General features: G+C 72.7%; 16 protein-coding genes and 1 tRNA gene. 6 read left to right on the top strand and 11 right to left on the bottom strand.

All coding sequences use genetic code 11. The features are described 5' to 3' along the window. Nucleotides 1–274 precede the first annotated feature (274 nt). Nucleotides 275–1,027, top strand: a complete 753-nt coding sequence (locus tag ACZ69I_RS33115; RefSeq protein ID WP_470836287.1) for a VOC family protein — start codon at nt 275–277, stop codon at nt 1,025–1,027. A 42-nt stretch (nt 1,028–1,069) separates the two neighbouring features. Here ACZ69I_RS33115 and ACZ69I_RS33120 read toward each other — a convergent pair whose 3' ends face one another. After that, the gene (locus tag ACZ69I_RS33120) at nt 1,070–1,615 is read right to left on the bottom strand and encodes a DinB family protein (RefSeq protein ID WP_470836288.1); all 546 of its coding nucleotides are present in this window, start codon (nt 1,613–1,615) and stop codon (nt 1,070–1,072) included. Between the two features lie 278 nt (nt 1,616–1,893). On the opposite strand from ACZ69I_RS33120, the gene ACZ69I_RS33125 reads away from it, so the two are divergent. The 3 genes from ACZ69I_RS33125 to ACZ69I_RS33135 all read left to right on the top strand — a co-directional run bounded on the left by ACZ69I_RS33125 (nt 1,894) and on the right by ACZ69I_RS33135 (nt 6,287). Then, nucleotides 1,894–2,556: a hypothetical protein gene (locus tag ACZ69I_RS33125; protein WP_467669981.1), complete on the top strand. Its 663-nt coding sequence runs from the start codon at nt 1,894–1,896 to the stop codon at nt 2,554–2,556. A gap of 111 nt (nt 2,557–2,667) precedes the next feature. Next, nucleotides 2,668–2,742, top strand: a tRNA-Cys gene (locus tag ACZ69I_RS33130). Nucleotides 2,743–2,951: 209 nt separating this feature from the next. Further along, the gene (locus ACZ69I_RS33135) at nt 2,952–6,287 is read left to right on the top strand and encodes a S8 family peptidase (protein ID WP_470836290.1); all 3,336 of its coding nucleotides are present in this window, start codon (nt 2,952–2,954) and stop codon (nt 6,285–6,287) included. A gap of 303 nt (nt 6,288–6,590) precedes the next feature. On the opposite strand, the gene ACZ69I_RS33140 is transcribed toward ACZ69I_RS33135, so the two are convergent. From ACZ69I_RS33140 to ACZ69I_RS33165, 6 genes are all read right to left on the bottom strand, one after another. Next, on the bottom strand, nt 6,591–8,888 hold the full coding sequence (locus ACZ69I_RS33140) for a xanthine dehydrogenase family protein molybdopterin-binding subunit (protein WP_470836292.1): 2,298 nt from the start codon (nt 8,886–8,888) through the stop codon (nt 6,591–6,593). After that, the gene (locus ACZ69I_RS33145) at nt 8,885–10,576 is read right to left on the bottom strand and encodes a (2Fe-2S)-binding protein (RefSeq protein ID WP_470836389.1); all 1,692 of its coding nucleotides are present in this window, start codon (nt 10,574–10,576) and stop codon (nt 8,885–8,887) included. Before ACZ69I_RS33145 ends, ACZ69I_RS33140 begins: the two co-directional genes overlap by 4 nt. Nucleotides 10,577–10,674: 98 nt before the next feature. After that, nucleotides 10,675–11,580: an FAD binding domain-containing protein gene (locus ACZ69I_RS33150; RefSeq protein ID WP_467669989.1), complete on the bottom strand. Its 906-nt coding sequence runs from the start codon at nt 11,578–11,580 to the stop codon at nt 10,675–10,677. Between the two features lie 355 nt (nt 11,581–11,935). Further along, complete coding sequence (locus tag ACZ69I_RS33155; RefSeq protein WP_467669991.1) at nt 11,936–13,561, bottom strand: beta-N-acetylhexosaminidase; 1,626 nt, start codon at nt 13,559–13,561, stop codon at nt 11,936–11,938. A 99-nt stretch (nt 13,562–13,660) separates the two neighbouring features. Continuing rightward, a complete protein-coding gene (locus ACZ69I_RS33160) occupies nt 13,661–13,957 on the bottom strand; it encodes a DUF3039 domain-containing protein (protein ID WP_470836294.1) in 297 nt (98 codons plus the stop codon). A 15-nt stretch (nt 13,958–13,972) separates the two neighbouring features. Then, nucleotides 13,973–15,169 (bottom strand): MFS transporter, encoded by a 1,197-nt coding sequence (locus ACZ69I_RS33165; RefSeq protein ID WP_470836296.1) that lies wholly within the window; start codon nt 15,167–15,169, stop codon nt 13,973–13,975. Nucleotides 15,170–15,306: 137 nt separating this feature from the next. On the opposite strand from ACZ69I_RS33165, the gene ACZ69I_RS33170 reads away from it, so the two are divergent. Beyond that, nucleotides 15,307–16,203: a LysR family transcriptional regulator gene (locus tag ACZ69I_RS33170; RefSeq protein WP_470836297.1), complete on the top strand. Its 897-nt coding sequence runs from the start codon at nt 15,307–15,309 to the stop codon at nt 16,201–16,203. Here the strand turns inward: ACZ69I_RS33170 and ACZ69I_RS33175 are convergent. Beyond that, nucleotides 16,176–16,775, bottom strand: coding sequence for a YqgE/AlgH family protein (locus ACZ69I_RS33175; protein WP_467669998.1), 600 nt, complete (start codon nt 16,773–16,775; stop codon nt 16,176–16,178). The two genes, ACZ69I_RS33170 and ACZ69I_RS33175, sit on opposite strands and share 28 nt — an antisense overlap. A gap of 253 nt (nt 16,776–17,028) precedes the next feature. Here ACZ69I_RS33175 and murA point away from each other — a divergent pair, with 253 nt between their 5' ends. Next, entirely contained in the window at nt 17,029–18,375 is a 1,347-nt protein-coding gene (gene murA / locus ACZ69I_RS33180; RefSeq protein WP_389713153.1) for a UDP-N-acetylglucosamine 1-carboxyvinyltransferase, read from the top strand. A 93-nt stretch (nt 18,376–18,468) separates the two neighbouring features. Here the strand turns inward: murA and ACZ69I_RS33185 are convergent, their stop codons facing one another. From ACZ69I_RS33185 to ACZ69I_RS33195, 3 genes are all read right to left on the bottom strand, one after another. After that, entirely contained in the window at nt 18,469–18,750 is a 282-nt protein-coding gene (locus ACZ69I_RS33185; protein WP_016645140.1) for an HU family DNA-binding protein, read from the bottom strand. Nucleotides 18,751–19,046: 296 nt separating this feature from the next. Then, nucleotides 19,047–20,477 carry an NAD-dependent malic enzyme gene (locus tag ACZ69I_RS33190; RefSeq protein ID WP_467670000.1) on the bottom strand — a complete coding sequence of 477 codons (1,431 nt, stop codon included), beginning with the start codon at nt 20,475–20,477 and terminating at the stop codon, nt 19,047–19,049. 404 nt (nt 20,478–20,881) lie between these two features. Beyond that, nucleotides 20,882–23,287 carry a HelD family protein gene (locus ACZ69I_RS33195; protein WP_470836391.1) on the bottom strand — a complete coding sequence of 802 codons (2,406 nt, stop codon included), beginning with the start codon at nt 23,285–23,287 and terminating at the stop codon, nt 20,882–20,884. Nucleotides 23,288–23,364: the final 77 nt, after the last annotated feature.

Genomic DNA, 23,364 nt, shown 5'->3' on the forward strand with positions numbered 1-23,364 from the left:
GGAATGACCCATCCCCGCGATCCCGTGGGTCCCACCCCTGGCCGTCCGGGTCAAGGTCAACGTGCGGTGGAGGGGCGGGAGTCAAGGGTGGAGCGCAGCGGAATCGGCGGAGCCGACGCGACGTAGGAGCGCCCTTTACTGCCGGCCCGGAGGCGCCACACTCCGCAAAAAACCGGGCGGCCCCGGTGACCGTCAACGTCCCCGGCCCAGCAGGCCAACCCGGGACCTCGCGGGACCTCGCGGGACGAAGGATCATGGACTTAGGATCGCCGCCATGACGACGCGACTCGTTCAGATTCATCTCAAGGCACAGGACGACGCGGCACTCGCCCGCTTCTGGGCCCACGCACTCGGCTGGCGCATCGACAGCGAGGGCCCCGGCGTCACCAACCTCGAACCCGAGGGCTTCACCTACCCCGACCCCACCGCCGTCGTCATCGACGTCGTCGCCGACCCCCAGCCCAAGACGGCCAAGAACCACGTGCACGTCGACCTGGCCACGACCTCCGCCGCCCATCAGGCGGACCTGGTCGCCCGCCTCCGGGACCTCGGCGCGACCCCCGTCGACGTGGGCCAGGGCGACGTCCCGTGGACCTGCCTGGCGGACCCGGAGGGCAACGAGTTCTGCGTGCTGGAGCCCCGGGACGTCTACCGGGACACCGGCCCGATGGCCGCCGTGGTGGTCGACTGCGCCGACCCGCGCGCCATGGCCCGGTTCTGGGACGAGGCAACGGACTGGACCCTCGTCGAGGTGACCGACGACATCGCCCGGCTGCGCTCCGCCCAGGGCGTCGGGCCCTACCTGGAGTTCCTCCGCACACCCGGCGTACCGACCGTCTGGGACCGTTCGGCCCGCCCGCGCATCCACCTCGACCTCCGGCCCTACCGTGATGGCGATCACGAGGCGGAGGCGGCCCGACTGCGGCAACTCGGCGCCACCGGGATCGACTTCGGCCAGGGAGACGCCCCCTGGACGTGCCTGGCGGACCCGGAGGGCAACGAGTTCTGCGTCCTCACCCCGGCCTGACGCCACGCCGACCGCACCTCCCGGACCGGAACCGGGCTGCGGTCAGCCCATGGTGAGGGCGCCGTCCAGGGATTCCCGGATGATGTCCGCGTGCCCGGCGTGCTGCGCGGTCTCACCGATGACGTGCAGCAGGACCCGGCGAGCCGTCCACCGGCCGCCGGGCTCGAACCACGGGGCCTCCGGGAGGGGGTGGGACGCGTTGAGGTCGGGCAGCCCGCGTACCAACTCGTCAGTGCGGACGGCGACTTCGGCGTAGGCGTCGAGTACCCCGGTCAGCGTCTCCCCGGGCAGCATCCGGAACTCGTCGGCCCGCGCGGCCCAGTCCTCCTCGGTCATGTCGGCGACGCCGCCCAGCGCCGGGAGGCCGCCCTCGATGAACGCGGCCCACACCCTCTCGACCGAGGTGACGTGCTTGACGATGCCGCCCAGACACAGCTCGCTCGCGGTGGTGCGCAGCCCGGCCTGCTCGTCGGTGAGGTCGCGGGTGGCGCGGCGCAGCATGGTGCGGTGATGGGTGAGCGCTTCAAGGAGGTCGGCGCGCTCGCCGGTGGTCACGTCATCGCGGGTCTTCGTCGTCTCGCTCGTCATGGTTTCGACCTTCCGTTGCCGCTGCTCCGTCGGACAGGTGCAACGCTAGGACCCCAATAGGACAGACCTTGACCTAGTGGCCCGACGCGGATTCGTGCGGTGATCTACGGGACACCGTTACAAGACCGCCAACCGGTCGCAATGGTGGGTGTTCTACCTTTATTCCACACCCGCCGGACGACCGAGGGCAAAAGGTCGGTACCGGGCGGATCCACCGGACCAGTGGATCCGCGGCACGCGGGAGCACACCATCGCATCGTGAAGGGGAACACGCCGTTATGCGCACCATCACCCACCGCCGCAGCGCCCTGCGTACCGCCGCCGTCTCGGTCATCGCCGGTACGGCTCTGCTGGCCCCGGCCGCCGCGGCCCTGGCGAGTTCACCCGCCCCCCAGCGTCCCGCCGCCGCGCAGTCCGCCGCCGCGAAGACGACGAAAATCGACATCGGCGCGGGCGTCACCATCACGGTCAAGGACGGCCACCCGTACTACAACGGCAAGGTCATCAAGCCGGGTCAGACCGTCGACGACGGCATCTACGTGCACCTGAGCGCCGACGGCAAGCGCCTGTACAGCAAGACGCAGGGCGGCGGCACCCCGTACGCGATCTGGGACGTCAGGACCGGCAAGCTCCTCGGCACCCAGAAGACCAGCCCCACCGCGAAGGCGAAGGCCGCACTGACCGCCAAGCCGTCCGCGACCTCCGTGAAGGCCTGGCAGGAGCTGCGCGTCAGCGGCAAGGCCACGGGCATCAAGGCCGGCAGCAAGGTGACCCTGCAGCAGAAGCAGCGCGGCGCGTGGAAGACGCTGCCCGCCGGCACGACCGTCAACAAGTCCGGCGCGTACTCCCTGCGCGTCAAGCTCGGCCTGAAGGGCAAGAACGACCTCCGCGTGAAGAGCGGCGCCACCCTCTCGCCGGTCTTCGACGTCACCGTGCGCTAGGGACCAGGCCCCGTTCATGAACGCCGCATGGCAGTCCCGTTGCGGCACCCCCTGATCGCTTGAGGCCGCCGCCGGGCCCCCGCTACGGTCGAGGAGTCAGGTCGACGACTTGGCCGTGTGCCCGAGAGGCTCAGGGGCTGGACTGCAAATCCAGTAACGCGGGTTCGAATCCCGCCACGGCCTCCAGCCGGAAGACGCGAACCGAAGGGGTGGTCCTCACGAGGACCACCCCTTTCGCATGCCCGGCCCCAGACCCGCAGCGCGCCGCATTTCTGGTTCGATTCTTGTAACAAAGCCACTTTCAGGGCCAGTTGCGCCGACATACTCCCGGAACAGGACTCCTGTCACACGAGTCCACTCGTCTCACATGTTTCACACGGTTCCAGGGAGGAAACTTGCGCGACCACGTGAAGAGAGCCTGCGCGGCGACCGTCGCCACGGCCGCCGCCATGGCCCTCACGGCGGGCATGACCGGCACCGCCGCGGCCCAGCGGACGGGGCCGTTACGTCCCGGCCCCAGCGGCTCCGACGCCACCGCACAGGACCGGACGCCCCACCGGCTCACCCTCGTCACCGGCGACCACGTCACCGTCGACACCGAAGGACGCGTCACGGGCTTCGCCCCGGCGAAGGGCCGCGAGCGCGTCCCCGTCCGTACGCTCCGCTCCCCGAGCGGCCACACCCTCGTACTCCCCGCGGACGCGCAGCGTCTGATAGCCGACGGCCGGGTCGACCAACGGCTCTTCGACGTCACGGAGTTGAACAAGAAGCGCAACCGTGCGGCCCAGAAGAACGGCCTCAAGCTGATCGTCGCCTACAAGGGCACCGCCGCCCGCGCCAAGGCCGACGTCCGCGCCGCAGGTGACACCACCGTCCGCCGGTCCCTCAAGACCCTGAACGCCGACGCCGTCACCACGCCCGCGCGGGACGCCGCCGGCCTGTGGAAGGCCCTGACCGACGGCTCCGGGCAGAAGGACGTCGACCGCGTCTGGCTGGACGGCACCCGCGAGGCCACCCTCGACAAGAGCGTCAAGCAGATCGGCGCCGACAAGGCCTGGGCCGCCGGATACGACGGCACGGGCGTCAGGATCGCCGTCCTCGACACGGGCGTCGACACCACCCACCCCGACCTCAAGGACCAGGTCGTCGCCGAGAAGAACTTCTCCGCCTCCCCCGACACGAAGGACCGCGTCGGCCACGGCACCCACGTCGCGTCCACCGCCGCCGGTACGGGCGCCAAGTCCGGCGGCACGCTCAAGGGCGTCGCGCCCGGTGCCAAGCTCCTCAACGGCAAGGTCCTCGACGACGACGGGTTCGGCGACGACTCCGGGATCGTCGCGGGCATGGAGTGGGCGGCGGCGGAGGGCGCCGACGTCGTCAACCTCAGCCTCGGCGGCGGCGACGACCCCGGCATCGACCCGCTCGAAGCCACCGTCGACAAGCTCTCCAAGGACAAGGGCATCCTCTTCGCCGTCTCGGCGGGCAACGACGGCAGGCCCGGCTCGATCGGCTCGCCCGGCAGCGCGGACGCCGCCCTGACCGTCGGCGCGGTCGACGACAACGACAAGCTCGCGGACTTCTCCAGCCGGGGCCCGCGCGTGGGCGACGGCGCGGTCAAGCCCGACGTGACCGCGCCCGGCGTGGGCATCACGGCCGCCGCGGCGCCCGGCTCCGTCATCGAGAAGCAGGTCGGCCAGAACCCGGAGGGCTATCTGACGATCTCCGGTACGTCGATGGCGTCCCCGCACGTCGCGGGCGCCGCCGCCCTGCTCAAGCAGCAGCACCCCGACTGGAAGCAGCCCGAGCTCAAGGGCGCCCTCACCGCCTCCACCAGCCCTGGCGACTACGCCCCGCACCAACAGGGTTCGGGCCGCATCGCCGTGGACAGGGCGATCGGGCAGACGGTCGTGGCCGAGCCCGTCTCGGTCAACTTCGGTTCCCAGGCGTGGCCGCACACCGACGACGAGCCGGTCACCAAGAAGGTGACGTACCGCAACCTCGGCAAGGACGAGGTCACCCTCGACCTGACGGCGACCGCCACCGACCCCGAGGGCCGTCCGGCCCCGGCCGGGTTCTTCACGCTCGGCGCGAAGAAGGTCACCGTCCCCGCGGGCGGCACCGCCTCCGTCGACCTGACCGCCGACTCCAGGCCGGGCGGCACGGCCGACGGCACGTACTCCGCGTACGTCGTGGCGAACGGCGGCGGCCAGACCGTGCGCACCGCCGCCGTGATCGAGCGCGAGATCGAGCGGTACGACGTGACGCTGAAGTTCATCGGCCGCGACGGACGGCCCGCACAGCACCACTCCTCGTCGTTCTCGGCCCTCACCGGGGCCGACAAGGGCCTCAACCTCTTCCCCGACGGCTCGGCGCCGACCTTCAAGGCCCGGGTCGCCAAGGGCAGTTACCTGCTCGACTCGGCGCTCTACGTCGACCCCGAGGACGGCGACAAGGGCGTCGACTGGCTCGCGGGACCGAAGCTGACCGTCGACAAGGACATGACGGTGACCGTCGACGCCCGCACGACGAAGCCGGTCGACATCACGGGCCCCGACCCGGCCGCCGAGCTGGCCTTCATGGACGGCCGTTACACCTACGCGGGGTACGAGCTCGGCGCCCTCAACGTCACCTCCTTCGAGAGCATGCGCACCGCCCACCTCGGCCCGAAGGTGCCCGAAGGCCTCGGTCAGCAGTGGCTCGGCACCTGGCTGAAGAGCGCGAACACCCGCTACGACATGCTCGTCGGCGGCACCGTGAAGAAGCTCGCGACCGGCTACACGCGGCACCTGAAGCGCGGCGACTTCGCCACCCTGAAGGTCGGCATGGGCGCCTCGTCGCCCGGCCGCTCGGGCTCCCTGAGCGTCGCCGGCTACCTGCCGCTGGCCGGCGGCATCTCACCGGTCCTTCCCCCGCGGAAGCTGCCGCGCACCCAGACCGTGCACGTCTCCGCGCTCGACGGCACCCGGTGGGGCGTCGACTTCCAGCAGTTCGGCGACGCGGACGCGGACGGCGACCGGGTCCTGGAGGGCATGTACGTCATGCCGCCGGGCACCTTCAAGGCGGGCCGCACCTACGCCAGGACGTTCAACACCGGCGTCTTCGGCCCCGCCCTCGGCAAGGACACGGGCCTCTTCCGCGAGGGCGACAGGATCGGCGGCCGCCTCCCCGTCGTCGCCGACGGCAAGGGCCACCGGGGCTGGAGCGCGTACTCCTCGGCGAAGTCCGCCCTGTACCGCGACGGCACGAAGATCGCCGAGAACACCGACCCGGTGACCGGCTCCGAGACCTTCCCGGTCCCGGCGACGGACGCCGAGTACCGCCTGACGACCTCCGTGCGACGCGACCCGAAGGTGGCCGCGACCTCGTCGCGCGTCGACGCGAGCTGGACGTTCCGCTCCGCGAACACGGGCCAGGACCGGAGCCGCCTGCCCGCCTCCACCGCCCGCTTCACCCCGGAACTCGACCTCTCGGGCCGCGCCCCCGCGGACGCCACCCAGACGTTCCCGGTGCGGGTCCAGGGCTCGGCGGCGGGCCCGGGCAACCTCAAGTCCCTTGCCGTGTACGTCTCCTACGACGACGGCCGGACCTGGAAGAAGACCCAGGTCCGGGACGGGAAGGTCGCCGTGCGGAACCCGGCGAAGGGCAAGGGCATCGCCCTGCGCGCCAGGATCACGGACAAGGACGGCAACAAGTCGACGCTGTCCGTGTACGACGCGTACCGCGGCAAGTAGCCCTGCGCCCGCCCCCTCTCGCGCGGCCCGCCGGGACCTCCAGTTCCGGCGGGCCGCGCGCCTGTCCGCGCCACGCGCCCGTGACCCGTGACCCGGGCGTGAACAGCACCGGTCGTATCCTCGACGACCTCCTGCGCGACCGGGACATCGCGGGAGGCCGACCGGTACCGGCTCCGGTGGTCGTGCGCCGGACGCGGCCGGGGCGAGCGAGGTGTCGGCCACGAGTACGCGCCGCTAGGCGCCGTCGCCCGCCCTGCTCCCGGTCTCAGTCGAGGGCCGGGAGCGGGGGCGGGAGCGCCCGGGTCACGTCGCGACGGCCGCCTGCGGGCGGATCGGGAGGCGGTTGACCGGGCGGCCCGTCGCCGCGCGGACCGCCGAGGCGATGGCCGCGGGGGACGTCACCACCGGGGCCGCGCCGGCCGCCTTCGCACCGAAGGGGGCCACGACGTCCCGCTCCTCGACCAGCTTCACGATGCGGATGTCGGGGGTGTCCAGGGCCGTCGGCAGCGCGTAACCGGTCAGGTCGGGGTGGCGGACGATGCCGCGCGGGGTGCGGAGGTTCTCCGTGAGCGCCGCGCCCACGCCCTGGGTGACGCCCGCCTCGATGCGGGCCCGCAGCTGGGCGGGGTTGAGGACGCGGCCCACGTCCTGGGCGACGGCCAGTTCCACGACCCGTACGGAACCGATCTCGATGTCGACGTCCACGACCGCGCGGATCGCGCAGAACGCCATGCCGACGAAGGCGTCGCCCTGTCCGGCCTCGTCGAGCGGCTCGGTGGGGTGGGGGCGGCACTGGGCCGTGGCCCAGAGCTCCTTGCCCTCCAGGGCCTCGGTGACCGTCGTGGAGAGCACGCCGTCGTACGAGGTGATCTTGCCGTCGGTGATCTGGAGCAGCTCCGTGGACATGCCGAACTTGTGGGCCAGGGGCTGGAGGAGCTGGGTGCGGACCATCTTCGCGGCCCGCTCGACCGCGCCGCCCGACACCCACGTGTGGCGGCCGCGGCAGCTCGGTCCGGCCGGGGGCTGGTCCGTGTCGACGGGGGCGACCCGCACGTCGTCGATGCCGAGCGTCTCCTGGACGATCTGGCGGGCCAGCGTGGTGAAGCCCTGGCCGGTCTCGACGGCCGCGCAGATCACCGTCGCCGTGCCGCCGTGCACCTTCACCGTGGCCGTGGAGACCTCGTCCGTGCCCTCGGCGCCGAGGAGCTGGACCATGCCGAGGCCGTAGCCGACGCCGCGGCGCACCGCGGCCGGGTCACCCGCGCCCTCGGGGCCGCCGGGCAGCAGCCACTCGTCCTCGGGGGTGTCCTTGGGCAGGTCGGGCAGTGGGAAGTCCCGTACGGCGGCGAGGAGTTCGGCCACCGGGGCGGGGCAGGTCACCGTCTGTCCGGTGGGCAGGATGTCGCCCGTCGCCATGGCGTTGCGCAGCCGCAGCTCCGCCGGGTCGACCCCCAGCTTCTTGGCGATCTTGTCCATCTGCGCCTCGTACGCGGCGCACACCTGGAGGGCGCCCTCGCCCCGGACGTGCCCGGACGGGGGGTTGTTCGTACGGACCGCCCAGCCCTCGATGAAGGCGTTGGGCACGACGTACGGGCCGCAGGCGAAGGAGACGGCCGCGGCGAGCGCCTCCGACGACGTGTCCGCGTACGCGCCCGCGTCGAGCAGGATCTGCGCCTCCACCTTGACCAGGCGCCCCTCGGCGTCCGCGTGGTGGCGGTAGCGCAGGAGCGTGGGGTGGCGGTGGGCGTGGCCGAGGAAGGACTCCTCGCGGGTCGCGGTGAGCTTGACCGGGCAGCCGGTCCGCAACGCGAGCAGACCCAGCGGGAGTTGGAAGCTCGCATCCTCGCGGTCGGCGGTCGCGCCCGGCACGCCCGTGACGACGACCTTCACGTGCTCGGGGGCGATGCCGTAGCAGGCGGCGGCCCGGTCGCGGTCGGCGTGCGGGTCGGTGGAGGCCACGTACAGCTCCACTCCCCCGTCGGGGCGCGGCACGGCGAGGCCCGCCTCGGCGCCGATCGGCGCCGGGTCCTGCCGCCCGATGCGGTACAGGCCCTCGACGACGATCTCGCCCGCCGCCTCCGGGTCGCCGTGCCGCAGCGGGATGTGCCGGATCAAGTTGCCGTCGGGGTGCAGGGGTTCGGCCTCGAAGGCCTTCTCCGGGTCGGTGACCGGTTCGAGGATCTCGTACTCGACGATGACGGCGGCGGCGGCCATCCGCGCGGTGTCGGGGTGGTCGGCGGCGACGGCGGCGATGGCCTCGCCGTGGTGGCGTACGACATCGGAGGCGAAGACCGGCCGGTCGGCCGTCCGGCGGCCGTGGAACGCCTCGCCCGGGACGTCCTCGTGCGTGACGACCGCGTGCACGCCCGGCATGTCGAGGGCGTGGGTGGTGTCGATGGAGACGATGCGGGCGTGCGCGTGCGGGGAACGCAGCACCGCCGCCCACAGCAGGCCCTCGGCCCACAGGTCGGACGCGTAGGGGAAGGTGCCCTCGGTCTTCACCCGGGCCTCCGCGGACGGCAGCGACGAGCCGACACCGTGCGGCGACTCGGCCCCCTCGAGGGCGGCGGGCGTGGTCGCGGTGGTGGCTTCGGTGCTCACGCGTGGCCTCCGTCCTGGCCGTAGGGGCCCTGCGGTCCTTCGGGTCCTGGTGCGTCGTACGGGCCCGCCTGGTGCGGGATGCGGGCCGTGTCGCCGTGCTCCTCGTGCGCGGCGGGCTCGGCCGCGGTCGCGGACGCCTCGCGCTCGGCGACCACCTCGCGCACGGCGTCGAGCACGCCGCGGTACCCGGAGCAGCGGCAGAGGTTGCCGCACAGCGCGCGGCGGGCCTCCAGGTCGCTGGGGGCGGGGTTGCCCTCCAGGAGGTCGTGCACGGTCATGGCCATGCCCGGTACGCAGAAGCCGCACTGCACCGCGCCGCACGCGGCGAGCGCGCGCTGCACGTCGGAGGGCTCACCGTCGGTGGCGAGGCCCTCGACCGTACGCACCTCACTGCCCGCGGTGGTCGCGGCCGGGACCAGGCAGGACGCGACGAGCCTGCCGTCCACCTGGACGTTGCAGGCCCCGCACTCGCCCTGCGAGCAGCCGTCCTTGGCACCCGCGAGACCGAGCCGCTCCCGCAGGACGTAGAGCAGGGACTCGCCGATCCAGGCGTCGGTGACGGGACGGTCGGTGCCGTTCACGCGCAGGACGTAGGAGACGAGGGGGTGGTCGTCGTGGAGGGGGGCGGGGGTGACGGGAGCGGGGTCGTCGGGTTCGGGTTCGGGCGCGGGCTCGGGTTCGGTGTCGGTGAGAACGGGCTCGACGTCGGCGGCCTCGGCGGTCTCAGCAGTCTCAGCGGTCTCGGGAGCATCTTCGACCTCTGCGACCTCTGCGACCTCAGCGGTCTCAGGGGCAGCTTCGGCCTCGGGGATCTCTTCGACCTCGGGAGCGGCCCCGACCTCGACGGGCTCGAAGGGCTCGTCCGAAGGCTCGGCCTCCGCGACGGGCTCCTCCTCGCGCTCCTGCACGGGCTCGTGGACCGGCTCGTCCTCGGAAGGAATCCGGATCGCCCGCAGCAACTGCGTCTTCTCGAACCGGCTTTCCGGCTCGGAGGACTCCTGGGGCCCCTCGGGCTCCTGGACAGGGCTCTCCGGCGGGGCCGCGAGCAGCGCCTCCTGCGCCTGCGCCCCCCAGGGCGCACCGGCCCCCGCACCCGTCGCCCACGGCGCGGGCGCGCCGCCCGGCAGCGTCGCGGGAGGCGTGCCGCCCCACTGGGACGCGAGCGACGAGGCGGTGAACTCGCCCGACTCGTCCGGAAGATCACCGTCGGCGACCGGGATCGACCACTGACCGGTGACGTCGGAGTGCTGCGGCTCGTGCTGCTGCGGCTCGTTCCGATGCAGCTCGTGCTGCTGCGGCTCGTGCTGCGGCTGCTGCCCGTACTGGTGCCCGTAGTCCTGCCCGTACGCCTGGCCCTGCTCGTACGCCTGGCCCTGCTCGTACCCCTGCCCGTACATCGGCGGCTGCGCCGCGTCCGCCTCGGCGAAGTTCCACTGGCCGGTCGCCCGCGGGTCGTACCCGTGGCTCTCCGTCCCGTGGCTCTCCGTCCCGTGGCTCTGCTGGGGAGCGGCCGTGCCCGCCTCGGGCCAGCGCACCGCGTGTCCGCCGCCGGGCGTGCCCGTCACCTCGGGCGGCATGACCCACGCGCCGGTGGCCGCCGGGTCGGTGGCGTCCGCGGTGGTGGGGCTGACCGTTATCTGCGGCGGCACGAAGCCGTGTCCGGGCGCGGCGAGCGGGGCGTCCAGCATTCCTTCGGGGAGCTGCACGAACGCCGTGGCGTCGGAGTCGTACTCGCCCTGCGGATGCGGCTGCCAGCCGCCGCCGTTGTGGGTGTTCTGGTCGTCGCTCACGACAGCGCCCTCCCCAGTGCTCGTCGGGCCAGCGCGGCTACGGTGCGCCGCAGGTGCAGTACGGCGGGCGACAGCGGGCGTTCGGTGCCGTCGGCCGCCGGGGGCTGCTCGGGGATGCAGGCGGAGGCCACGTACTCGCCGAAGGCGGTGACCGCCTCCGGGACGAGGCTGCCCCGCTCGCCGTCCCAGTCGATGAGGGCGGCGACCCACTCCTCGGCCTCCAGGGGCCGCAGCGGCATCGGCGCGATGGCGCCGACCGCGCAGCGCACGCCGCGCCGCGCCGGGTCGAGGACCAGCGCGACGGAGGCCGTCGCCCGGCCGGGCCCGGTGCGTCCGGTCGCCTTGAGGAAGACCTGGGGGGCGTGCAGGAGCGGTACCCGCACGAAGCCGATGAGCTCGCCGGGGCGGAGCATCTCCATGCCGGCGAGGAGGTGCGAGACGGGGATCTCGCGGCGCGCGCCGCCGGGTCCCGCGATGATCAGGACAGCTTCGAGGGCGGCGAGGACGGGCAGCGCGTCACCGGTGGGCGCGGCCGAGGCGATGTTGCCGCCGAGAGTGCCCGCGTTGCGGATCTGGGGCGGTCCCGCGGCGCGCGCGGCGGCGGCCAGGGCGGGGATGAGCGCGGCGAAGTCGGGGCGGCCCATGCGGGCGTGGGTGAGGCCCGCGCCGAGCAGGGCGTGGCCGTCCTGGTACTGCCAGCCGCGGATCTCGCTGATGCGGCCGAGGCCGACGAGGGCCGCGGGGCGCAGCTGTCCCGAGTTGACCGAGGCCATCAGGTCCGTGCCGCCGGCGACGGGCACGGCGGCGGGCATGGCGGTGAGCGCCGCCACGGCCTCGTCCAGCGTGGCGGGCAGCTTCACCGAATGCGGTGTCTGCGCCGCCTGCGGTGCGTGCGTGCTCAAAACCGGCTGCCCCTTCCCGATGTCCGGCCGCCTGCTCCACGTACGACGTGTATGTGAAGTGCTCGCCGTTTCGCGACGTGTCACCGTTACGCCTGTTCCGCCGTACGGTACGTGCTCACAACCCGGACGTGGCAACTCTGGCACATCTTCGCCGGGCCCCGACGCGGGGGTCCGCTAGGAGGCATTCGTCCCTGGTACGGGGGGATGTGCCGGTTTCGCAGGCCCTCACCGGTGGGCGGGAATTGCCCCGGTCCGCCGCCTTCTCGGGCGGCTTCTCCGCCGGGCGGCCCGCGGTCCCGCCGACGGCCCGCGCTCGTGGCGCGGACCGCCGGAAGAACCCACCCCGGAGGGTGTCTCACACGTTCGGGGGCGCCCCCTCGATCGGGCGTCCGAGCACACCCGGTCGCTGCTGTCGCGGCAACGGGCCACTCGGCGGACGGTAGTCGACGCCCAGGGCGTCAAGTCGCCGGTAGTGCGTGGCCATTCGGCGCTCGAACTCCGCGAAGTCCCGCTCGGCGGGCGGGGGCAGTTTCCGCCACGCCACCTCGCAGAACGCGGCGAGGCGCGGGAACACCTGGTAGTCGACGCGTCCTTGGTGCTCCATCACCTCGGTCCAGACGTTGGCCTGGGTGCCCAGGACGTGGGCCGCCTCCTCCTCGGTGAGCTCGGCCGGAATGGGCTCGAAGCGGTAGACGTCCTCCAGGGTGCGGATGAACCCGATGGGCATCGGCTCGTCGGGGCCGCCGTGCTGCCGGTGGTCGAAGTACACCTGCTGCTCGGGGCACATGACGACGTCATGGCCGGATTTGGCCGCGGCGACACCGCCCCGGTAGCCGCGCCAGGACGCCACGGTCGCGCCCTCGGCGAGGCCGCCCTCCAGGATCTCGTCCCAGCCGATGAGGCGGCGGCCGCGGGCGGTGAGCCAGCTGTCGAAGTGACGGATGAACCAGCTCTGCAGGCCGTCCTCGCCCTCCACGCCCAGTTCCTTGATGCGGGCCTGCGCGGTGGCCGACGCCTTCCACTGGTCCTTGGGGCACTCGTCGCCGCCCACGTGGATGAAGGTGGACGGGAACAGGTCGAGGATCTCCTCGAAGACCCCCTCGTAGAAGCGGAGTACGTCCTCCGTCGGGGCGAGGACGTTCGGGCTGACGCCCCAGGTGTCCCAGACGGTGAGCGCCTCGGTGTCGATGACGTCGGTGTTGCCCAGGTGCGGGTACGCGCTGATGGCGGCCTGCGAGTGGCCCGGCAGGTCGATCTCGGGGACGACGGCGATGTGCAGGGAGTCGGCGTACGCGACGATCTCGCGGATGTCGTCCTGCGTGTAGTACCCGCCGTGCGGGCGCTCCTCCCAGAGCGGGGACGCGCGGTGGCCCCACTTGGAGCGGGCGCGCCACGAGCCGACCTCGGTGAGCTTGGGGTGGCGCTTGATCTCCACGCGCCAGCCCTGGTCGTCGGTGAGGTGGAAGTGGAAGACGTTGAGCTTGTGCGCGGCGAGCAGGTCGAGGTAGCGCAGGACCCCGTCCTTCGGCATGAAGTGCCGCGACACGTCGAGCATCATGCCGCGCCATCCGAAGCGGGGGGCGTCCTCGATGACGCCTGCCGGGACGGAGTGCTCGGCGCCGGGCCGCAGGTGCGAGCGGCGGTACGCGTCGGGGCCGAGGAGCTGGCGCAGCGTCTGGGCACCCCAGAAGACACCGGCGCTCGCGCCGCCCCGGATCTCGACGCGGTCGCTGTCGACGGTGAGCCGGTAGGCCTCCGGCTCCAGGGAGTCGTCGACGCGCAGGGAGAGGGAGTTGGCCGCGCCCTCGGCGCCGCCGGTGAGCGGCAGGCCGAGCGCGGGGCCGAGCGCGGCGCGCAGCCACCGCTCGGTGGACTCGGTGCCGGGACCGCCGTGGAGGGTGGTGGAGGCGTCGATGACGAAGGAGGAGCTCTGCGTGGCCTCGGCGCGTGCGGGCGCCGGGATGAGGTGCTCAAAGGTCATGGAACCGTAGGCTGTCACGCGATTGCACAACGCAAAAGGGGCGTTGCGGCACGCGCAACGCCCCTCGGGCGAAGAGGTCTCACAGGGGACCGAAAGGGACTACTTGTTGCCGCCCTTGCCGTCCTTGTCCTTGTCGCCGCCGGCGCTCATGGACTCGTAGATCTCCTTGCACATGGGACAGACGGGGTACTTCTTCGGATCGCGGCCGGGGACCCACACCTTGCCGCAGAGCGCGACGACGGGCGTGCCGTCGAGCGCGCTCGCCATGATCTTGTCCTTCTGGACATAGTGCGCGTAGCGCTCGTGGTCGCCGTCACCGTGCGACACCTGCGGCGTCGGCTCTACGAGGGTCCCCGTACCTGCCCCGCGCTCGGGCTCGGGCTCTAGAGTGCTCATAAGGGCCAAGGGTACTCACGCGCGCCGCGCCCCGGCAGCCGCAGGCTCACGACGGCCCGGCCCGCGCCCGGCGCGCCCGCCCCGCGTAGCGCACAGGTGCAGCACCAGCCCCGCCCCCGCCACCGCGGCCGCCGCCCACGGCAGGTCGCGCGGCGCGAGGCCCGCGGAGAGGGCGAGCCCGGCCACCGCCGAGCCGACCGCGCTGCCCAGGTAGAGCGCGGAGTTGTTGAGCGCGAGGGCGACCGTGCCGCGCTCGGCGCGCAGGGCCAGGAGGCGGTGCTGCTGCGGGACTTGGAGCGCCCAGCCCGCGGCGCCCCACAGGACGAGCGCGGGGAAGGCGGCGGCGCCGAGCGGCGGGAGCGCGCCGAGGGCGAGGACCAGGGCCGCCATGAGCCCGCCGACCAGGGCGACCGCCCTGCCCGTACGGTCCACGAGCGGACCCGCGAGGACGCTGCCGATGACCCCGCCGATGCCCCAGGCCCAGAGGTAGGGGGCGACGTCGCCCTCCCCCACGCCACCCGCCGATGCGAGGACCGGCGCGAGGTACGTGTAGAGGCCGAGGCTCGCGATCGCCCCGAGGAAGGAGACGCCGACGACGGGCAGGACGCCCCGGTCGGTGAGCGCGGCGAGCCTGGCCCGCGCGGGCACCGGCGGGTCGGCGGGGACGGCGGGCAGCCACCCGGCGAGCCCGGCGAGGGCGAGCGCCCCGAGCCCGGTCACGCCCCACATCGTGGCGCGCCACCCGGCGTGCTCGGCGAGCAGCACGCCGATCGGCACCCCGAGCACCGTGCCCGAGCTCATGCCGCCCATCACCAGGGCGAGGGCGCGGCCGCGGCGCTCGCGGGGTACGAGGGCGGCGGCGGCCGCGGTGGACAGCGCGGAGTAGACGCCCGCCCCCGCGCCCGCGACGGCCCGGGAAAGGAGCAGCACCGCGAGGCCCGGCGCGAGGGCGGTCAGGGCGTTGCCGAGCGTGAAGAGGCCGAGTGCGCCGAGGATGAGCGCGCGGGGGCGCACGCCCGCGGCCATGCCCGCGACGAGGGGCGCGCTCACCGCGTAGGCGAGCGTGAAGACGGTGACCATCTGCCCCGCGAGGGAGACGGTCGTCCCCAGGTCCCCGGCGACGACCGGCAGCAGCCCCGCCATCACATAGGCGTCGAGCCCCAATGTGAAGGCCCCCAACATCAGCAGCCACACCTTGCGCACGCCACTCATCTCCCTCGTACGTCGTGCTTCCTACGTCGCGCCTCTTACGTCGCGCCTCTTCACCGGCGTGAACCGGCGAAGGGAAACGTAGGGAGCCTCCGTATCGCGGGGGAAATGCCGCGGCCGCCCATTTATGCTGGGGCGGCATGGATCACGAACGCGCCCCCGCGCCGCTCCTCGACACCGTCGAGCTGCGGCATCTGCGGGGATTCGCCGCCGTCGCCGACGAGCTGAGCTTCACGCACGCGGCCGACCGGCTCCGCATCGGCCAGCCCGCGCTCACCCGGACCGTGCGCGCCCTGGAGGAGGCCGTCGGCACCCGGCTCCTGGAGCGCACCACGCGCCGCGTCACCCTCACCGACGCGGGCCGCAGGCTGCGCGACGACCTCGCCCCGCTGCTGACCCGCCTGGACGCCACCCTGCGCGCGACCCGCGCCGAGCCGCCGCTGCTCCGGCTCGGCTTCACCTCCGTACTGCCCGAGGCCTGCGTCGGCCTCACCGCCGCGTTCAAGGCGGCGACCGGCGCGGGGGTGCGTCTGGTGCGGCGCGACGCGCCCCTGGCCGGGCTCGCGTCGGGCGCCTGCGACGTCGCGGTCGTCCGGGGCGACCCCCCGCCCGGCGCCGCGGTCCGCGCACGGCTGCTGCTGCGCGAACCGCGCGTCGCGGTCGTCGCGCGCGGCGCGGCGGAGCTCGCCGGGCGCCGCGTCGTGGACTGGTCGGAGCTGGCGGAGTTCCCCCTGGTCGTGAACACCGTCACCGGCACGACCCGCCCCGACCTGTGGCCCCCCGACCGCCGCCCCCGGCTCGCCTGCACGGCCGACAACTTCGACGAGTGGCTGGAGGCGGTCGCGGCGGGGCACGGGATCGGCGTGGCCCCCGAGCCGGTGGCCCGCAGGCACTCCCACCCCGCGCTGCGCCACGTACGCCTGAAGAACGCCCCGCCCGTCACCGTGCACCTGGCCGTCCCCGCGCGGGACGCCCACCCGCTGGCCGAGCGTTACCTGCGGGAGGCCGATCAGTTCAGCGACGGGTCGTCCGGATAGGTGGCGACCATCGCGAGCTCGCTGCGCTGACGCCTGAGCACCGCGCGCCACAGCCGCTCCGGGTCCGGGGACGAGACGTCGCCGGGCTCGGACTCGACCACGTACCAGGCGCCGTCCACCAGCTCGTCCTCCAGCTGACCCGGGCCCCAGCCCGAATAGCCCGCGAAGATCCGCAGGGAGCCGAGGGCCGCGGCGAGGAGCTCCGGCGGGGCCTCCAGGTCGACGAGGCCGATCGCGCCGTGCACGCGCCGGAAACCGACCGGGTCCTGCCGCCCCGCCCGCGAACGGGCGCCCTGCGCGGCCCCCTCCTCACCGGGGATCACCGCGACGCCGAGCGCCGAGTCCAGCGAGACGGGCCCGCCCTGGAAGACGACGCCGGGCGCACCCGCCAGGTCCCCCCAGCCCTCCAGGATGTCGGCCACGCCCACCGGGGTCGGGCGGTTCAGGACCACGCCGAGCGAGCCCTCCTCGTCGTGGTCGAGGAGCAGCACCACCGCGCGGTCGAAGTTGGGGTCCGCCAGGGCCGGTGTGGCCACGAGCAGCCGCCCTGTGAGCGAGGACACCTCGGTCATGGTGCACATGATCCCGCATCTTCGCCCCGCGCGGGGAGCCAATGGGCATACCGGAGTGAACGCAGCTCAGGGGCCGAAGGGGCAGGTGGAGCGCCCGAAGCGGGCAGTGACCCGGAGTGTCCGGTTCCGCACGGTTCGTGTTGTCACGAACTCATGACCTGTTCTGCGTGCCTCGGCCTTACGGAAGGGGGGTACACGGCCATTACGCTTGGCCCTTTGGTCCCCCCGTCCATCCAATCGGAACGCGAGATTCATGACCGTCACCGGCACCGAAGACGTACTGCTTGTCCATGGCGGAACCCCGCTGGAGGGCGAGATCCGTGTCCGCGGCGCGAAGAACCTCGTGCCAAAGGCCATGGTCGCCGCGCTGCTCGGCAGCGCGCCGAGCCGACTGCGCAATGTCCCCGACATCCGGGACGTCCGAGTCGTACGCGGCCTGCTGCAGCTGCACGGCGTCACGGTCCGCCCCGGTGAGGAGCCGGGCGAGCTCATCATGGACCCGTCGCACGTCGAGAGCGCGAATGTCGCCGACATCGACGCCCACGCGGGCTCGTCGCGCATTCCGATCCTCTTCTGCGGCCCCCTGCTGCACCGTCTGGGCCACGCCTTCATCCCCGGCCTCGGCGGCTGCGACATCGGCGGCCGGCCGATCGACTTCCACTTCGAGGTGCTCCGCCAGTTCGGCGCGACCATCGAGAAGCGCGAGGGCGGCCAGTACCTGGAGGCCCCGCAGCGGCTCCGCGGCACGAAGATCAAGCTGCCGTACCCCTCCGTCGGCGCCACCGAGCAGGTGCTGCTCACCGCCGTCCTCGCCGAAGGTGTGACCGAGCTCTCGAACGCCGCGGTCGAGCCGGAGATCGAGGACCTGATCTGCGTCCTGCAGAAAATGGGCGCGATCATCGCCATGGACACCGACAGGACCATAAGGGTCACCGGTGTCGACAGCCTCGGCGGCTACACCCACCACGCCCTCTCGGACCGCCTGGAGGCCGCCTCGTGGGCTTCCGCGGCCCTGGCGACCGAAGGCAACGTCTACGTCCGCGGCGCCCAGCAGCGCTCGATGATGACGTTCCTGAACACCTACCGGAAGGTGGGCGGTGCCTTCGAGATCGACGACGAGGGCATCCGCTTCTGGCACCCGGGCGGCTCGCTCAACGCGATCGCCCTGGAGACGGACGTGCACCCCGGCTTCCAGACCGACTGGCAGCAGCCGCTCGTCGTAGCCCTGACGCAGGCCGCGGGCCTCTCCATCGTCCACGAGACGGTCTACGAGTCGCGCCTCGGCTTCACGTCCGCGCTCAACCAGATGGGCGCGCACATCCAGCTCTACCGCGAGTGCCTGGGCGGCTCCGACTGCCGCTTCGGCCAGCGCAACTTCCTGCACTCGGCGGTCGTCAGCGGCCCCACGAAGCTGCAGGGCGCCGATCTGGTCATCCCCGACCTGCGCGGCGGCTTCTCGTACCTCATCGCGGCCCTCGCGGCGCAGGGCACGTCCCGCGTCCACGGCATCGACCTGATCAACCGCGGCTACGAGAACTTCATGGAGAAGCTCCAGGAACTCGGCGCGAAGGTCGAGCTCCCGGGCCGGGCGGCGCTGTAGTTTTCAGCCCGGCCGGCGCTTGAGGCCATCTTGCGGACGCAAGCAGAAGGGGCGGTCACCCAACGGGTGACCGCCCCTTCTAGCTGCTCAGGGCTACTTGCCCTTCGCCGCTTCCTTCAGCTTGGAACCAGCCGAAACCTTGACGCTGTAACCGGCCGGGATGTTGATCGGCTCACCGGTCTGCGGGTTGCGGGCGGTGCGAGCCGCACGGTGGGTGCGCTCGAAGGTCAGGAAGCCGGGGATGGTGACCTTCTCGTCGCCCTTGGCAACGATCTCGCCGACGGTCTCGGCGAACGCGGCCAGCACGGCGTCAGCGTCCTTGCGGGTCACCTCTGCGCGGTCGGCCAGCGCGGCCACCAGCTCACTGCGGTTCATGTTTGTACTCCCGTGTTCTTTTGCCGTTGAGGCGTGCCACGCGGCAGGGCCGCATGATGGGCACAGCGAAGACGATGCTGCCAGGGTCCTCGGACAGTCCCCGGACCCGGGTCTGACGTCAGACCCTCGCGCCCGATTACGCATCCTGCCCCCACCTGCGGCGGGAAAGCCAATCCGGCGCCCTGGGGGGTCACACGAAAAGCTTCCGCCGCCCCTGAACGGCGGGGCCGGGGGGCTTGCTGCCAAGCCACCCTAGAGGGGCCTTTCGGGCCCGGGTTCCGCGACGCGCCGGGCCGCTAGGCCGTGGCACCCGTCACAGCGGCTCCCGCGGCCTTCGCGGCGGTGCGCACGGCACCAGCCACGGCGCCCGCGACCTTGTCGTTGAAGACGCTGGGGATGATGTAGTTCCGGTTCAGCTCGTCCTCGGCGACGACGTCCGCGAGGGCGCCCGCGGCGGCCAGCATCATCTCGGTGTTGACCGTGCGCGACTGGGCGTCCAGGAGGCCGCGGAAGACGCCGGGGAAGACCAGGACGTTGTTGATCTGGTTCGGGAAGTCCGAGCGTCCGGTGGCCACAACTGCCGCCGTCTGGCGCGCGATTGCCGGGTCGACCTCGGGGTCCGGGTTCGCGAGCGCGAACACGATGGCGCCCTCGGCCATGGCGGCGACGTCGTCGCCGTTCAGCACGTTCGGGGCCGACACGCCGATGAAGACGTCGGCACCGACGACGGCCTCCTTGAGCGTGCCGGTGAGGCCCTCGGGGTTGGTGTTGTCGGCGATCCAGCGCAGCGGCGAGTCGGCCTCGTGGGAGACCAGGTCCTCGCGGTCGGCGTGCACGACGCCGTGGATGTCGGCCACGACGGCGTTCTTCACACCGGCGGCGAGCAGCAGCTTGAGGATGGCCGTGCCGGCCGCGCCGGCGCCCGACATGACCACGCGCACGTCGCCGATGTTCTTGCCGACCACGCGCAGGGCGTTGGTGAGGGCGGCGAGGACGACGATGGCCGTGCCGTGCTGGTCGTCGTGGAAGACCGGGATGTCGAGGGCCTCGCGCAGCCGGGCCTCGATCTCGAAGCAGCGGGGCGCGGAGATGTCCTCCAGGTTGATGCCCGCGAAGCCGGGGGCGATGGCCTTGACGATCTCGACGATGGCGTCGGTGTCCTGGGTGTCCAGGCAGAGCGGCCAGGCGTCGATGCCCGCGAAGCGCTTGAAGAGGGCCGCCTTGCCCTCCATGACCGGCAGCGCGGCCTTCGGGCCGATGTTGCCGAGACCGAGCACGGCCGACCCGTCCGTTACGACCGCAACGGAATTGCGCTTGATCGTGAGGCGGCGCGCGTCCTCGGGGTTCTCGGCGATCGCCATGCAGACCCGGGCCACGCCGGGCGTGTAGACCATGGAGAGGTCGTCACGGTTCCTGATGGGGTGCTTGGACTGCATCTCGATCTTGCCGCCGAGGTGCATCAGGAACGTACGGTCGGAGACCTTGCCGAGGGTGACGCCCTCGATGGTGCGCAGCTGCTCGACGATCTCGTCGGCGTGCGTGGTGGAGGACGCCGCGATCGTCACGTCGATCCGCAGCATCTCGTGGCCGGAGGCCGTGACGTCGAGGCCGGTGACCGAGCCCCCGGAAGACTCGACGGCCGTGGTGAGCTGGGAGACCGCGGTTCCGCTCGCGGGCACCTCCAGCCGGACCGTCATCGAGTAGGAGACGCTGGGCGCCGTTGCCATGGCCGACTTCCTCTGCTTTCACCTTGTAGCTCTTGCCGTCCGATGGTCGCACCTACCGCCGAGTACGTGGTAGCCGCCCCGGATTGAGAACGTTTTGTTCACCGGCCAGTGCGCTGCGTTTTTGGAAACCTGTTTCCACCATACGAGAAGTTGAACGAAACAGAAAGAGGCCCACGTCACTCGGTGACGTGGGCCTCTCTCATACGTTCATGACACCGACCCGCCATGCTCGCCTCGCGGCAAGTGGTCGCTCGTAGCGACGAAGGTTGGGCCCGGGGGCTTGGATCGGGCCGGTGCCACATCCAAGGTAACAAACGATCCCCGTAAGGCAATTCCCGTCCCGCAAAGCCGCTCCGGTCAATCCCCCGGCGGCCGCGCGCCCCGGCCGCGCACCCGCTCCGGGATCAGTCCCTGAGCAGGTCCGCGACCCCGTCCGCGTCCGGCTCGTCCCGCTCCCCGGAGAGGACCGTGAGCTGCTGCGTCGCTCGCGTCAGCGCCACGTACAGGACCCGCAGGCCCGCCGGGGACTCGTCGGCGATCTCCGCGGGCGAGACGACGAGCGTCGCGTCGTACTCCAGACCCTTGGCCTCCAGGCTGCCGAGCGCCACGACGCGCTCGCCGAGCTCCGCGAGCCAGCGGGCCGCCTGCTCGCGCCGGTTCATGGCCACGACGACGCCGACCGTGCCGTCGACCCGCTCCAGGAGCCGGGCCGCCTCCTCGCGCACCGACGCGGCGAGGTCCCCGTCCCGTACGACACAGAACCTCGGCCGTACGCCGGTCGAACGCACCGCCGACGGGGACTCGGCGCCCGGCATCGCGAGCGCGAGGACCTTGGCGGCGACCTCCGCGATCTCGGCCGGGTTGCGGTAGTTGACGGTGAGCGTGAAACGGCGGCGCGGGCGGGTGCCGAGGGCCTCGTCGCGTGCCTCGGCCGCCTCGTCCGGTTCCGACCAGGACGACTGGGCCGGGTCGCCCACGACCGTCCAGGTGGCGTGCCGGCCGCGGCGGCCCACCATCCGCCACTGCATGGGGGTGAGGTCCTGTGCCTCGTCGACGATGACGTGGGCGTACTCGGTGCGCTCCGCCGCGAGGCGCTCGGCGCGCTCGCGCTGGGACTCCTCGCGCTGCGGCATCAGCTCCTCCAGGCCGGTGAGCAGGTCGAGGGGGTCGAGTTCGCGCTTCTTCCTGGGCCGGTGCGGGGTGCCGAGGATCGCCTGGAGCTCGTCGAGCAGCGCCACGTCGTGCACGGACAGGCCGTCGCGCTTGAGGGAGCGGGCGACCTTGCGGACCTCGCCGGGGTTCAGGACGCGGCGGGCCCAGCGGCCGAGCCGCCGCTCGTCGCCCATCGCGGCGAGCACCCCTCGCGGGGTGAGCTCCGGCCACCAGGCGTCCAGGAAGTGGATGAAGTCGTCCTCGGACGAGACGTCGTCGTCGAAGGAGGAGCGGAGTTCGGCGGCGAGTTCGGGGTCCGTGTGGCGGCCCGCCGCGCCCGACTGGGACCACAGGGCGTCCAGGAGGAGCTTGCGGGCCCGCGGGCGCAGGAGGTTGACGGGGGCGGTGCCTCCGAGGGCGTTGCCGCGGATACGGTTCAGCTGCCCCGCGTCGAGTTCCAGTCGGCGCCCGAAGGCGACGACGCGCAGGCGTGTGGGGGTGCCGTGGGCCCGCGCCCGCCCCGTACCCGCCTCGTCTCCGTCGTCGCTCCCGTCCCTCCCGTCGCTCGCATCGCTCACGTCACCGAAGGACAGCTGGCCCTCGGGCTCGCGCGAGCGCTCCCGCGGGGCCGGTCCCGACCCGCTCTCCAGCGCGCCCCGCGCCGCCTTCCGCAGCACCTTGAGCATCCGGGAGGACCCCTTGACGCGGGCCACCGCCGGAGAGTCGTAGACATCGGCCTCCACCCCGTCGACCAGGGAGCCGACCGCGCGGATCGCGACCTGCCCCTCCTCGCCGAGGGACGGCAGCACGCCCTCCGTGTAGGCGACCAGGAGCGGGGTCGGGGAGACGATGAGGATGCCGCCCGCGTACCGGCGGCGGTCCTGGTAGAGCAGGTACGCGGCGCGGTGCAGGGCCACCGCCGTCTTGCCGGTACCGGGGCCGCCCTCCACGTACGTCACCGACGCGGCGGGCGCGCGGATCACCATGTCCTGCTCGGCCTGGATCGACGCCACGATGTCCCGCATCGAGTGGCTGCGGGCCTGACCGAGCGCGGCCATCAGGGCGCCGTCGCCGATCACCGGGAGCTCCTCGCCGTCGAGGCGGGCGGTCAGCTCCGGGCGCATCAGGTCGTCCTCGACGCCGAGGACCGTGCGGCCCTTGGAGCGGATGACGCGGCGGCGCACGACGCGGCCCGGGTCGACCGGGGTCGAGCGGTAGAAGGGCGCGGCTGCGGGCGCGCGCCAGTCGATGACGAGCGGGGAGTAGTCCGCGTCGAGGACGCCGATCCGGCCGATGTGCAGCGTCTCGGCGATGTCGGCGTACTTGCCGCTCTCGTCCTCGCGGACGGCGCCCTCGGCGGGCTCCACCGCTGTGTAGGCGCCGTCGGGGCCCTTCTTGCCGTCCTTGCCCGGGAGCAGGTCGATGCGGCCGAAGAGGAAGTCCTCGAACTCGTTGTTGAGCCGGTTGAGATGGACGCCCGCCCGGAAGACCTGCGCGTCGCGCTCGGCGAGCGCGCCCGGCGTACCCACCTGGGAGCGCTTGGCGGCGTCGTTCATCAGGAACTCGGCCTCGTGGATCTTCTCCTCGAGGCGCCGGTAGACCTGGTCGAGATGGTCCTGTTCGACGCTGATCTCGCGGTCGCGTGTGCCTGACGGCATTACTGCGTTGACGTCGGCCACCGAGGCCCCTTTCGCACCGTGCTGCTGCCCGTACCGAGCAGCCGTCCACCATAGGC

Source organism: Streptomyces sp. NPDC036815 (genome assembly GCF_055609205.1).